The sequence below is a fragment of the Psychrobacter sp. Pi2-51 genome, from assembly GCF_904846665.1.
In the GTDB taxonomy this organism is placed as follows: Bacteria; Pseudomonadota; Gammaproteobacteria; order Pseudomonadales; family Moraxellaceae; genus Psychrobacter; species Psychrobacter glaciei.
Window position 1 is genome coordinate 40528 of record NZ_CAJHBP010000016.1, and the last position, 13141, is coordinate 53668.

Here is a 13141-nt window from a genome sequence, read left to right on the forward strand (position 1 = left end):
TATGGTCAAAAAGTTTGGAACAACTTTGGCGCAGTGTTACTTACGTAAATCATCGCCAGCTGGCAACGCGCAGATGACATTGCTGTGCGCTTGGTGGTTCATAACGTCCAAAAAAACTTAAACATTACAAAACCACTGTCTGGCACAGGCGCTTTAGGCTGTATGTTAGCAAATTTTCACGCTACACTTAGCAATATTTTTTTAATAGGTCACACTCTCATGGCATTAATCCGGCAACGCAAGCTGACCAAACAACAGATTCGGCGCATCGACAAACAACAGCTGATCAGTCAAGACAGCATCGATGAGAGTTTGATGGATGGCGTGGTCATGGCGCACTATGGTAAGCAATTAGAAGTACAAGTCACCAGCTTGCCAGCGGTCATCCCAGCGCAGCCAGAAGTTGCCCCTGATGATCCTGAGCCGTTTTGGCAAACGCTTGAATTGGGTGATATTTGGCGCTGTCATGTACGTACCAACTTGCCGATGCTGGCCGCTGGTGACCAAGTACGCTGGAGCGCCGATTCTAATACGGGCTTTGGACGTATCGAATCAGTCAAGCCGCGCACGTCTCTCGTCTCACGCCCTGATCGCTATCATAAGCTCAAGCCCGTTGCTGCCAATGTCGATATTCTCGCCATTGTGTTTGCGCCGTTGCCTGCTGCTGCGCCAACCTTAATCGATCGCTATTTGGTCGTCTGTCATCATGCTGGTGTAAAGCCGCTATTGGTGCTGAATAAAGCCGATTTACTAGCAGCAGAAAACGGCGTCGATACCAGTGAGCTGTTGGCACAGTATGCTGCCCTTGGTTATGAGAGCGTATTGACCTCAGTTGATTGCCCAGAAAACGTCGCAGATAGCGATGAGCAAGAAGGACTGGATGAGCTTAAGCGCTACATCGATAAAAAGCTGGTTATTTTTGCCGGGCAATCGGGCGTTGGTAAAAGCAGTTTAATTAATGCGCTATTGCCAGACTCTGGGCAGATCGTCAATATCATCTCTGAGAACTCAAAGCTTGGTCAACATACCACCACCACCAGCCGTCTGTTACCTTTCAACCCTGATGATTTAACCCAAGGCGGTATCGTTGATACGCCGGGTATTCGCGAATATGGTATTTGGCATTTGACGCCGGATGATATCATCTCGGGCTTCGTTGAGCTTGCACCACTGTCAGGTGACTGCCAATTCCGTGATTGTCGCCACACTCACAACAGCAAAGGCTGCGCGTTATGGCAAGCCGTTGCTGACGGTGAAGTGCTGCAACGCCGCGTTGAAAATTTGGTGACGCTAAGAGAAGAAGCTGACACCAAACCTTATTAACCGTTGCCTTATTAACTGTTAAACGTTAGGTTGAGCATCACACGTTTACTATAGATGACCTTATCGGTATAATAGCGCCTTGTTCAATATCGTTAGGCTGTCTTCTCAGCTTAACAGAACACTCATTTTTGGAGGTATGTTTTGGATCGTGCGCTAGAATTTGTGGGTAACCACCCGTTTTTATTTGGCATATTAGCCGTACTTGCCGTACTGTTCTTTGCCATCGAAAACAAACGTAGCGGTAAGAAAATATCACCCAATACCCTTGGGATGATGGTGAACTCGCAAAACGCGCAGCTTATCGATATTCGAGCCAAAAAGAAGTTTGAGACTGGTTATATCCAAGGCAGCCGCAACATACCTTTTACTGATCTCAAAGACCGCATCGAAGAGATTCGTGCGATTGAGCATCCAGTCATCATCATTTGCGATATGGGCGTGCAAGCAGGCGCAGCCATCCAAATGATTGGCAAAGACAGTGTTTACCGCTTAGAAGGCGGTGTTGGCGGTTGGCAAAGTGCTGGCATGCCATTGGTCGGTGTAAAAGATGCCAAATCTAAGAATAAAGGTAAGGCAAAACCGAGCTTGCATAAGTAGCTTGCGTAAACCTACTTAATCAAATAGCTTGCTCAGGCTACACGCTCGTTCTCACTGCTAGCAGCGCAAAGTTAGAAAAAAGACACTTCTTCATTGGGTGTCTTTTTTTGTGTGGCATTTATGCTACTGTCACACCTTTTGGGCTTAGCCAGCTTGAATTTATGCTACCCATCCCCACTTTATAATGAGCATAATCAATTACGTTTGTAATTTACTCGTTGGTGACGGATTATAATATTTTTTATAACATGAGTGTTTATAATAAAACTGTTGCCGCATAAACTGATAAATAAGGATTTACCATGACTGTATCTGTTAAAGTTTACACCACTCCTATCTGCCCTTACTGCTCAAACGCCAAACAACTGCTAAAATCTAAAGGCGTTGACTATGAAGAAATCGGCATGCATGACATGAGCAGCGATGAGCGCCGTGCTTTGATGCAAAAAACCAATAACTATCGCACCGTACCACAAATTTTCGTCGGTGAGACTTTCGTTGGTGGTTTTGATGAGCTCAATCAAATGAACCAACAGGGCAAACTTGACGAGCTATTAGCAGGTTAATCTGTTAACTTTGCTGACTGTCACTCTTTACCTGTGCTATCTTTGCGTTTGTAAAGATTTGATATTCGAAGATCAACAACGGCAAGAATAAAAAATTGGTAAAAAAATATCGAGATAATGTCTAAATAACTTCGAAATAATATCGAAACATAGTCTCGATTTATATTACAATTATTATTTGCCCACTCATTTGATTAACTTTTAGAGGAATTATCATGGCTGAAGAACAAGCACAACCACAATTGGCACTAGAACGCATTTATGTCAAAGACATGTCACTTGAAGTACCAGGCGCTGGCGTATTCACCAAAGAGTGGAACCCTGAGCTGGATATCAACTTATCAAGTAACGCTGAAAAACTTGACGACGATCATTATCAAGTGATTTTGACGGTAAGCGTCACGGCTAAAAACGCAGATGAAGCGGCGTTTATCGCTGAAGTTCATCAAGCCGGTATTTTCTTATTAAAAGATATTCCAGAAGATCAAATCGGTCAAATTTTAGGTGCATACTGCCCTAACGTGCTATTCCCATACGCTCGCGAAGTCATCAGCGACATCGTGACGCGTGGTAGCTTCCCGCAGTTATTGCTAGCACCTGTTAACTTTGATCAAGCTTACGCGCAAAGCCAGCAACAAGCGCAAGTGGATGCTGAAGGTAACGCATAAGTTTTAAATCAGAAGTGTACTGACTTTATAAGTCATATATTTTGATAAAAAAGCCGTTTACTCATAATGAGTGAGCGGCTTTTTTTATGGATTGGTTTCCATAATGTTAAGGCAGTTTTATCACTATCAATTTTTGGACATAAAAAAACCCTGCTAATGAACAGGGTTTTTACTGACTACATCTATCATTTACAATCGATAGCTAGCCCTTTAGTGCAGACAAAATTTGTTGCTTAACCTCATCGATGCCTTGGGTACCATCAAACTTGTCATAGTTAGGCGCTGCATTACCAACATCGCCGCCTTCTTTGACTTTATCTTGATAAAAACCAACGAGCGCTGATGTTTGCTCATGATAAGTAGACAGACGGTCGCGAATGGTAGACTCTTCATCGTCTTCACGCTGGATAAGCGCTTCGCCAGTCACATCATCAAGGCCTTCTTGCTTCGGTGGATTATGATCCACATGATAAACGCGACCTGAGCCTGGATGCTGGCGACGACCAGATAGGCGATTGACGATTTCATCATCAGGCACACTGATTTCAATCACATGATCAATCGCAACGTCTGCATCAGCAAGTGCTTGCGCCTGTGGAATCGTACGTGGAAAACCATCCAAGATACAACCATTCGCGCAATCAGGCTTAGCGATACGTTCTTTCACTAGGTTGATGATGAGATCGTCAGAAACCAAACCACCAGCATTCATAATGTCTTTGGCTTGTTTGCCAAGCTCGCTACCTTCTTTGATTGCTGCACGCAGCATATCACCCGTTGAGATCTGCGGAATATCATATTCTTTAGAGATAAACTGGGCTTGGGTACCTTTACCGGCGCCTGGTGGACCTAGCAAAATAATACGCATCATTACACGACTCTCCTTAATAAATGGGATTTTGGGACAAATAAAAATCAGGGATTGGTTGATTGCAAAGCTACCTTACCTTGTGGCTTTGCAAAGCTCAAGTATTTTCATTATTACTGTGATAAGTTGCCATGACTTATCTGTTCATATAATGCTATTGCGCGTGACTCCGACGGGCAACAGCAGTGGTATTAAAAACTGATGGTGTGAGGGAATTATATCAAGGAACCTGTTGATTGATATCAACGTTGACCTGATTTTGCTCAGCGCTAATCACCACAGGATTACCCGATAAATCACCTGACTCTGCACTGGCATTGCCGCTATGGCTAATACGGGCAATGACGGCCAACTGTATTTTGTCCGCACGGGCAGATTTTAGCGTTCGTGTCGGCATCATGGCATCAAGATCGCTTAGACTGATATTGACCTCACCTTGCTTAATCACGCTAATTGGCAAACGCTTAGCAGCAAACGGCGGACCACCTTTGACATCGCGTATCGCTACAAACAAAACATCATCGCCTTTGACCAGCGGTAACAAACTGGCGTTGATCGTTATTGTGACGTCGATACCTTCAGAGGCTTGTTGTTGCTGAGTCGTCACATTAGCACTCAACTCGTCCAAACTGGCCAGCGCTTGTGTATGATCCCCAGGCTTGGCCGCAATACTAGCGCGCAAACGCTTAATCCAGCCTTGTGCTTGATCAAAGTTACTACTGCGTGCCTCACCCATTGCCATGAGCATTTGCGCACCCTCATGCTGTGGATTTTTGGCTAAAACCGCCTCCAAAACACGACGACTATTATCATCCAACTGCCCTTTATTGGCAAAGAAGCTAATCTGTGCGTACGTCGTCGCAATCTCTTCGTTATCTGGCGACAATCGATAGGCGCGCGACAATGCTTCTAGTGCCGAGTCCGTCGCCTCTAACGATAAGAACAACTCTGATAAGCGCATCCAGCGATTGTAGTCATCAGCGTGGCGATAGACATTGGTTTGCATAGCGCTAATCAGCTGCTGCCCATCTTCAATGGCCCATGCTGGCGGCTGGTCAATCTTACCTGTGAGTAAATCATCAGCAACTTGACCGACTTTATCCTCGGCAGCCCACAACTCAAAAACAGGCGTGCGATCACCGATCATCAGATATGCCATGACCGCCAAGACCGGCACCCAAACTATAATAATCAATCGGCTTTTGATACCCGGTACGACCATCGGTGCTACAACGCGCTGTGCATCTAAAAGCTGACGTTCAAGCTCAAGCTTTTGGGTTTGATAATGGCTATCGTCAATCGTGCCAGCATCCTTATCCGATTTTAGCTCTGCTAGGCGCGCCCGAAAGACAGCGATATTGATATCGAGTAGCTGATTGTCCACGGGTTTATCTGGTGTGCGTGAGGCTCTTAACCACGGCATGATGGCGATAACACCAAGGATCAAAGCGATAAATAAGCTTAGAGCAATGAATAAGCCAACGGTAGAAAATAGGGTCATTTTTTGTCCTCGAGGCTGGTGGTGTCATGATCCGTTCTATTGACGCTATTATTGCTATCGGCGCGTGATAACAGGCGATCAAGTTCAGCTTGTTCTGCTGCCGTCAACGCAGCCGCGCTACTGTCCATCGTCACTCCACTTTGACCACTGGCAATACGCTGATGGCGCTTACTCTGCCAAAACCAACCAACAATTAAAAACACTAGTAATAAAGGCGGGAAAAACCATAGTATCCACGTCGAAGGACGGACAGGTGGCTTATAGCTAATAAAGTCACCATAGCGCTCCTGCATATAACTGCGAATTTCGGTATCACTACGACCATCTTTGACCATATCGTAGGTTTTTTGCTTTAGGTCTTGGGCAATTGGCGCATCAGAACCTGCAAGGTTTTGATTTTGGCATTTGGGACAGCGCAGCTCTTCGATGAGACCACGATACTGGGCTTCTTGTTGAATAGAGTCAAAGTCGTAAACGTCAATGGCGGCATAAGCGGTCATGCTTACGCCCATAGCAAGACTTATACTTAACAAACAGGCAGATATAAAGCTGGCGAATGTCGTGCTCAGAGTCTTCATGTGCTTTATAAGCATAGTCGTTATAGACATCGTCATCATTTGCACGCCTCCTTGACCTGAGTAGCGTCAGGACTGACATTACGCTTATTGGCTTCGTTGAGTACCATGAGACAAGGCGTGATACGACTTTGCCAATTGCTCTCATTAATCTCACCGATGATATGCTGACGAATCACTCCTTCACCATCGACAATGAAAGTCTCAGGCGCACCCGTCAAACCTAAGTCTAAAGCAAACTGTCCCGATAAATCCTGAATAGACATCGAGAAAGGATCACCACCACGGTTGAGGTAGCTGAGGGCATCACCAATTTCATCTTTATAATTGACGCCAACCAAATTGACACCGCGCTCTTCTAACTGCATTAAAAAAGGATGCTCGATAATACAAGTGGGACACCAAGAGCCCCAAATATTCAGCAAAAACGGTTGATCAGGCAGATTGTCATTGGTCATAATACGGCTAGTATCGGATAACAATGGCAGCTCAAAAGCAGGTACTGGACGCTCAAGCGCGGTATTGGTCACGATCTCAGTCGGCTGACCTAAGCGCATGTAGAGCATAACCACGAAGCCTGCAAAGACGATGAGCGGAATGACAAACCATATCTTTAACTGCTTTTTATTTATGGTCTTGTTGCCGTTCTGATTAGAGGTATTATTTGACCTAGTCATACTATTTGTCCCCCATCTTTGCTGCTGGTACTTCTACATCTGCTACTGTCGCAAAACCTGCAGCATTAATCACATTTTGGCTGACAGTCTTAGGCTTTTTAATTCGATAGCGCTTATCTAACATACTTAGCAACCCACCTAGAGCCATAATAATAGCACCAAGCCATATCCAACGAATCAACGGCTTCACATAGATGCGTACCGCCCATTGGTTGCTGTCTTTAGCAATCGGTTCGCCAAGTGCCACATAGACATCACGCATGAGGCTGGCATCAATCGCCGCTTCAGTCATCGGCATCATACTAATGATATAGTTACGCTTTTCAGGGTACAAGGTAGTCACATCTTGACCGTCTTTGCTTACTAATACCTCGGCTTGTGTCGCATCAAAGTTACTGCCTTTGACTTCGCTAAAGCCTTTTACGGTAAAGTCATAGCCTTGCACGTGGACGCTATCGTTTGGTCCCAGCGCCACATCTCGCTCGATGCTCAGACTGCTAGTAAAAGCAATACCGATAACCGCTATTAAGACGCCAATGTGTGCCGTTTGCTGACCCCAGTAGCTCAAACGTAATTGACTTAAGCCTTTTAAAAGGCTCGGTGCATTTTTGGTTTTGTCTTTGAAGTCGACCACCATCCAGAACAATACCCAAAAGCTAACCGCCAAAGTAACGCCAATATTGAGCATAGAAGAAGGATGGACAAAGTAGGTAATAATGGCCGCAAGCACCAGACTACTAACCGCAATGACCATACCAACGCCTAGTAATGGACGCTTGTCTTTTTTCCAACGGATATTGGAGCCCATACCCATTGCAATCAACAACAACCACGTTAAAGGCACAAATAGCGCATTGAAGTAAGGAGGACCAACGGACACTTGACCCAAATTAAAAGCATCAGCAATGATAGGATATAGCGTGCCAAGCAGCACCACCAAGGTCGAAATCAAAATGATGACGTTATTAATAACTAAGAATGACTCACGCGAGATGAGCTGGTACTGACTCTCAACCGTCAAGCTCCAGCCGCGGATAGCAAACATCAGTAAACCACCGCCAACGATAACACCCAAAATAACCAAAATAACCAGACCGCGAGTTGGATCGGCTGCGAACGAATGTACCGACGTAATGACCCCAGAGCGAACTAAGAAAGTACCGAGCAGACTGAGGGCAAAGGCAAAAATTGCCAGCATAATCGTCCAAGCCTTAAAGACACCGCGCTTTTCTGTGACTGCTAGCGAATGTAATAAAGCAAGACCAGCAAGCCATGGCATCAGTGAGGCGTTCTCTACCGGATCCCAGAACCACCAACCACCCCAGCCAAGCTCATAATAAGCCCACCAAGAGCCCAGCGCGATACCAATAGTTAAGAAACCCCAAGCAGCCAGTGCCCATGGACGCGACCAACGTGTCCAAACGGCATCCAAACGCCCTTCCCACAGTGCAGCCATACAAAACGCAAATGGCACCACCATACCCACATAACCCATATACAGCATAGGCGGGTGAATAATCAGACCGAAATCTTGTAGAACCGGGTTTAAATCGGCACCGTCAACAGGCAAATTCGGCAGGGTACGATCAAACGGCGATGAGGTAAAAATCAGCATCGCCAGCATCATCATCTGTACGCCAGCCAAAATCACCAGTACGCGCGCGCGCATAGATAGCGGCAGACCGCGGCTAAAGTAAGAGACCAAGGCACACCAAGTGGCCATGATGGTCATCCAAAGTAACAATGACCCTTCATGCCCGCCCCATGTCGCTGATAGCTTATAGTACCAAGGCAATAAAGTATTAGAGTGCTGGCTGACATAGACTAGGCTAAAATCATTATAATAAAAGCCTGCCATTAAAGCGCCAAATGAGATAATCATTGCGGCAAACTGTGCCCACGCCAAACTTGGCGCCAAACGCTGCCAAGCAACGTGATCACGCATAACGCCAATGGTTGGTAATACTACTTGCAAAATCGCCAACATAAAAGCGATCAGCAAGGCAAAATAACCCAATTCTGTGATTAACATACGGTCTAACCTTGTTTACCTTGGATACAATTAAAGGTTCACCGATGGCATGGTTAGCCACTGGCAAACACTAAATAATCCTTTATTTGGTCATGGTTTACGGTTGAAAACTGAGGTTTTAGTGGCTATAGAAGCCCATAAAACCCGCTACTATTATCGTGATGTATTAATACGAATTATTAATACAAAGAAGCTGGCTTAAACTAGGGTGTGTCATCATTTAGATTGTGAGGCTTAAAATGAGGAAAATTGCAGCCAAACAAGGAAGAAATTGCCGTAAATATGAACATATTGACAAGATTTCTGACGATGTTTGGCAAAATTTAGCCATTTTAAGACCACTAAATGTATCCATGTGCTAATTGATGACACGCCCTAGGGCGTGTCGAGCACTCAACCATAGCACTGGCAATAGCAGTGACTATTTATGAATGCTCTGTGAGTCTTCAACACGCCCTAATGTTGTTAACTATATTCTTTTAGACAGCTTTTAAAAGTTTTGACTCATTGCTCTACTACTGCATCGCTGGGAAAAACACCAATACCAAATGCAACCAACCTGCCAAAAATCCAGTCAATCCGCCCAATACGATAAGTGTCATCTCATCTTCACGAAACGCTGGACGTAATAAATTCTGAAACTCATCTGGCGATAGCGCACGAATACGATCCCGAAACAGCCCAAATATCTTACTAGCGCGGCTTTCATTCAGCTCAGGATCTCGCAGTGGCACCATAGTAGCAACGATAGATTTGTCAATGATAGTGTTTTTTAACTGTCCATACTCACGGCGACCAAGCCCTACGCGCAAGGTTGTGCTAATGACAGGAGATTCTAGCACTTCATATAGGTGCGACTTCATAAGTTCACGCGTTTGCACAGCACGATCCCCATACATCATTTCATTCATGATGTTCTCAAGCGTGACCAAATCCTTTACCACAATCTCAGCAAAAACTTCAGAGACTTCCTCTTGCCGTTTCATGAAACCACCCTGAAAACGATACTGACCAATATGCGGCAACTGCGGCCTAATAAACGGGAAGCGACTTTGCAGCGCAAAAAACTTCACGTAAGGGATAAAGTGTGGCTGCACTGGATTAAACACCATCCAAATGGCAATCCAGTTGGTGAGAAATCCCCAAATAGCGGCAAAGAAAGGCACCGTCCAATGCTGCGGCACCACCAAAAATATAAACATTTGGATAATACCGAAAACCAGTCCAATCAACGCACTGATATGCCAAATAAAGTTAATCTCTTTTTGGCCTACCTTCAAAAACATATCGACCATTAAGCGCCGATCATTTTCCATCGTATTAACGATCATTTTACGCATATCGACCAAGTCTTCGACATGATAAGTCAAATCCGTCACGAGCGACTGCATGATACTGGGCAGCTCTTTGTGCGCTTGAGCATAGACGCGACGCTTTAACGCATAAGGCAAATTGCCCCATAGTGCTGGCGAGTGATCCAGCATAATCTCATCAATCAGTGGCTCAAGGTTTTTATCCACCGTATCAGTGATGAATACTGCCATCTGCTCAGGTTCCATCGCCTTAAAAAACTCATTAAGCGAACCCAATTTGGAGAGCGTCTGATCTACAATCACCCCAGATATCTTGCCCGCTTTTCGCGGAACGATACCTTGCCAACCGATACCCGGTAGACCAAAAAATGGAAAGTTCGGAATACGAATACCCCAAAACTTGACCGGATAAAACAGCATTTTGAGCGCCATCCATACGTGTATCCAAGTGACGAATGCCGTCACTGGTGGAATGGTCAGCATGGCAAAAAACTCTGGGTGCTCAGCTATCGTCTGCCACAATGAAGTTGCGTCCATGACTTTCTGTGTCCCTGACGTGATGGTTGTCGTTGCTAATGAAATACGCTTAGCAAGTTGAGAACGCTTAAAAAGACGTTCCGCCCAAATAACTACTATAAAATAAATCGCCTGATTTTAGCATACTTGCCGTTTATTAGCACATGTAGACCAGAAGCAAGTTGTGACTAAAGGTGACATATTTTATGTGATTCTGATGGTAGAAAAAATATTAATATGGTCTATCGCTTGTCTGGCGTATTATGACAACAAAATAAATGGCTGAGTACTGCGCCCTCGCGTTTGTTCTGTTATAATTTGTGCTTAATTTGCAGCGAAACCTAGCATACCACCGCTTGCAATCCAATGCTTACTCATAATACTGTATGTGATTGAAATCCTTTATCTTCTCTTTTATATTCATCGCGTTTTGGCTTACTTCCCTGCCCTTTTATTCCATTTCCAATGCTTCTCTGACCGCCTGAGTACTGATTTTCTATGAATAAACCGCTAGCTTCCGACGCCGAACAGGTCAACCGTATTTTTGCGCACCGAATTATTATCTTTGGGCTACTAATATTTTTGGGTCTGAGTGGTTTGCTAATACGCTATGGTTATTTGCAAGTTTATGCTCATGATAAATACACCACACAGGCAGACAATAATCGCATTAAGCTAATATCTGCGCCGCCAAGCCGTGGTTATATTTATGATCGTAATGGCGTGATTTTGGCAGACAATCAGCCCGTGTTTACTGCCATGCTAAGCCCTGATGAAGTAGAAAACCCAGAACGCACTTTAAATTTGCTCGCGCCTATTTTTGAGCTTACTGATAAAGACATCACGGATATTTTGGCACGTCTGAGCAAAAGCAAAAACGATCCGGTAACCGTTAAAATCGACTTAACCGAGGCGCAATTGGCTCAGTTCAGTGAGCGCAAACCTTTCTTTCGTGGCGTAACCATCCAGAGTAAGCTGACACGCTCGTATCCTTATGACGAGCTGTTTGCTCATGTCATTGGTTATGTCGGTCGTATCAATGATAAAGAAACCAAGCGCATTGACAAAGATCGCTATGCGGGTACAGATCTGATTGGCAAAATCGGCATCGAAGATTTTTATGAAGATATCTTACTTGGGCAACCGGGCTACCAATCGGTAGAAACAGACGCCCACGGCAACATCATCCGCCAACTAGACACCAAGCCACCGATTGCAGGGAATGACATTACCTTGAGCTTGGACTATGGTTTACAAACCATCGCTCAGCAGCAGCTCGATGGTCGTCGTGGTGCTATTGTGGCGATAGACCCCCAAAACGGTGACGTGTTAGCCTTCGTGAGTAATCCAAGCTACGATCCCAACCCTTTTATCTCTGGCATCTCGTTTAAAGACTATGGCTCTCTGCGAGAAGACCTAGACCAGCCGCTCTACAACCGAGCGCTACAAGGCACCTACCCGCCCGGCTCTACCATTAAACCCTTTGAAGGCCTAGGCGGAATTCATTACGGCTTACGCAATTGGGACACCACCATCTATGATCCCGGTTATTTCAGCCTGCCTGGAGACTCACACCGTTTTCGCGATTGGAAACGCGGTGGTCACGGCACGGTCGATCTCAAAAAATCCATCGTGATGTCGGTTGATACCTACTATTATAAACTGGCCTATGAGATGGGCATTCAGCGTCTGCATGATTGGATGGTACGCTTTGGCTTTGGCGAAGAGACAGGCATTGACTTGCCCAATGAAAAGTCAGGCATTATGCCTTCACCTAAGTGGAAAAAAGACACTTACGATAAAGGCTGGTTACCTGGTGAAACCATCTCAGTCAGTATCGGTCAAGGGTATTTCTTGGCAACGCCGCTACAGATCGCTAATGCGACAGCGATGACTGCGAACAAAGGCTATCACATCACCCCGCATCTATTAAAAAGCAGCGATGGTGCAGCAGCGGTCAATGTCATCACCAAACCCGATGGCAAAATTGACTATAACGGCAAACCCTCTGATTGGCTGCGTATGCATGATGCGATGGAAAGTGTGGTTAAAGATGGCACGGGACGCGGTATCTATACCCCGCGCTATCGTATCGCGGGCAAGACTGGCACAGCACAGGTAAAATCCATCGCTCAAGGCAAACGTTATGATAAGTCTGCGATAGACAAACGCCACTGGGATCATGCGTGGTTCAATGGTTTTGCACCAGTAGAAGACCCACAAATCGCCCTTGCCGTGTTGGTCGAAAACGGCGGCGGCGGTAGTGCCGTGGCAGCACCTATTGGTCGCGCGCTGTTTGATTATTGGGTATTACAACGCAAAAACGATCCTATTCTGCCACCCTCTGCTGATGAGCTAAAAGTCATCAAACGTCAAAAAGCCTTTGAAAAAATCATGCGTGACACCCTGCGCGATAAAGAAGAGGCACTAGCAGAACAAGCAGCCGCACAAGCAGAAACCACGACAGCGACCGAATAAAAACCAATACAGAAAAAGAATAGTGGC

The 13141-nt window shown here is 45.4% G+C and carries 11 protein-coding genes; 5 read left to right on the forward strand and 6 right to left on the reverse strand.

Annotated elements, in window-relative coordinates; all coding sequences use genetic code 11:
• Nucleotides 1–219: 219 nt before the first annotated feature.
• The 4 genes from rsgA (at nucleotide 220) to secB (ending at nucleotide 3154) form a co-directional block, all read left to right on the forward strand.
• On the forward strand, nucleotides 220–1323 hold the full coding sequence (rsgA, locus tag JMY08_RS09520) for a ribosome small subunit-dependent GTPase A (protein ID WP_189584224.1): 1104 nt from the start codon (nucleotides 220–222) through the stop codon (nucleotides 1321–1323).
• Between the two features lie 141 nt (nucleotides 1324–1464).
• On the forward strand, nucleotides 1465–1920 hold the full coding sequence (locus JMY08_RS09525) for a rhodanese-like domain-containing protein (protein WP_010199245.1): 456 nt from the start codon (nucleotides 1465–1467) through the stop codon (nucleotides 1918–1920).
• 302 nt (nucleotides 1921–2222) lie between these two features.
• On the forward strand, nucleotides 2223–2486 hold the full coding sequence (grxC, locus tag JMY08_RS09530; protein WP_010199242.1) for a glutaredoxin 3: 264 nt from the start codon (nucleotides 2223–2225) through the stop codon (nucleotides 2484–2486).
• Between the two features lie 215 nt (nucleotides 2487–2701).
• Nucleotides 2702–3154, forward strand: a complete 453-nt coding sequence (gene secB / locus JMY08_RS09535) for a protein-export chaperone SecB (protein ID WP_010199239.1) — start codon at nucleotides 2702–2704, stop codon at nucleotides 3152–3154.
• A gap of 202 nt (nucleotides 3155–3356) precedes the next feature.
• Here the strand turns inward: secB and adk are convergent, their stop codons facing one another.
• The 6 genes from adk to JMY08_RS09565 all read right to left on the reverse strand — a co-directional run bounded on the left by adk (nucleotide 3357) and on the right by JMY08_RS09565 (nucleotide 10657).
• Nucleotides 3357–4025, reverse strand: a complete 669-nt coding sequence (adk, locus tag JMY08_RS09540; protein WP_201593056.1) for an adenylate kinase — start codon at nucleotides 4023–4025, stop codon at nucleotides 3357–3359.
• Between the two features lie 217 nt (nucleotides 4026–4242).
• A complete protein-coding gene (gene ccmI, locus JMY08_RS09545) occupies nucleotides 4243–5523 on the reverse strand; it encodes a c-type cytochrome biogenesis protein CcmI (protein WP_201593057.1) in 1281 nt (426 codons plus the stop codon).
• Nucleotides 5520–6101: a cytochrome c-type biogenesis protein gene (locus tag JMY08_RS09550; protein ID WP_413786696.1), complete on the reverse strand. Its 582-nt coding sequence runs from the start codon at nucleotides 6099–6101 to the stop codon at nucleotides 5520–5522. Before JMY08_RS09550 ends, ccmI begins: the two co-directional genes overlap by 4 nt.
• A gap of 35 nt (nucleotides 6102–6136) precedes the next feature.
• Complete coding sequence (locus tag JMY08_RS09555; protein WP_010199230.1) at nucleotides 6137–6775, reverse strand: DsbE family thiol:disulfide interchange protein; 639 nt, start codon at nucleotides 6773–6775, stop codon at nucleotides 6137–6139.
• A gap of 1 nt (nucleotide 6776) precedes the next feature.
• Nucleotides 6777–8807 (reverse strand): heme lyase CcmF/NrfE family subunit, encoded by a 2031-nt coding sequence (locus JMY08_RS09560; RefSeq protein ID WP_010199227.1) that lies wholly within the window; start codon nucleotides 8805–8807, stop codon nucleotides 6777–6779.
• A gap of 515 nt (nucleotides 8808–9322) precedes the next feature.
• Nucleotides 9323–10657 (reverse strand): membrane protein, encoded by a 1335-nt coding sequence (locus JMY08_RS09565; protein WP_010199226.1) that lies wholly within the window; start codon nucleotides 10655–10657, stop codon nucleotides 9323–9325.
• 477 nt (nucleotides 10658–11134) lie between these two features.
• Between JMY08_RS09565 and mrdA the strand changes: the two genes are divergently transcribed.
• Nucleotides 11135–13114: a penicillin-binding protein 2 gene (gene mrdA / locus JMY08_RS09570; RefSeq protein ID WP_201593059.1), complete on the forward strand. Its 1980-nt coding sequence runs from the start codon at nucleotides 11135–11137 to the stop codon at nucleotides 13112–13114.
• The last annotated feature ends 27 nt before the right edge of the window (nucleotides 13115–13141 follow it).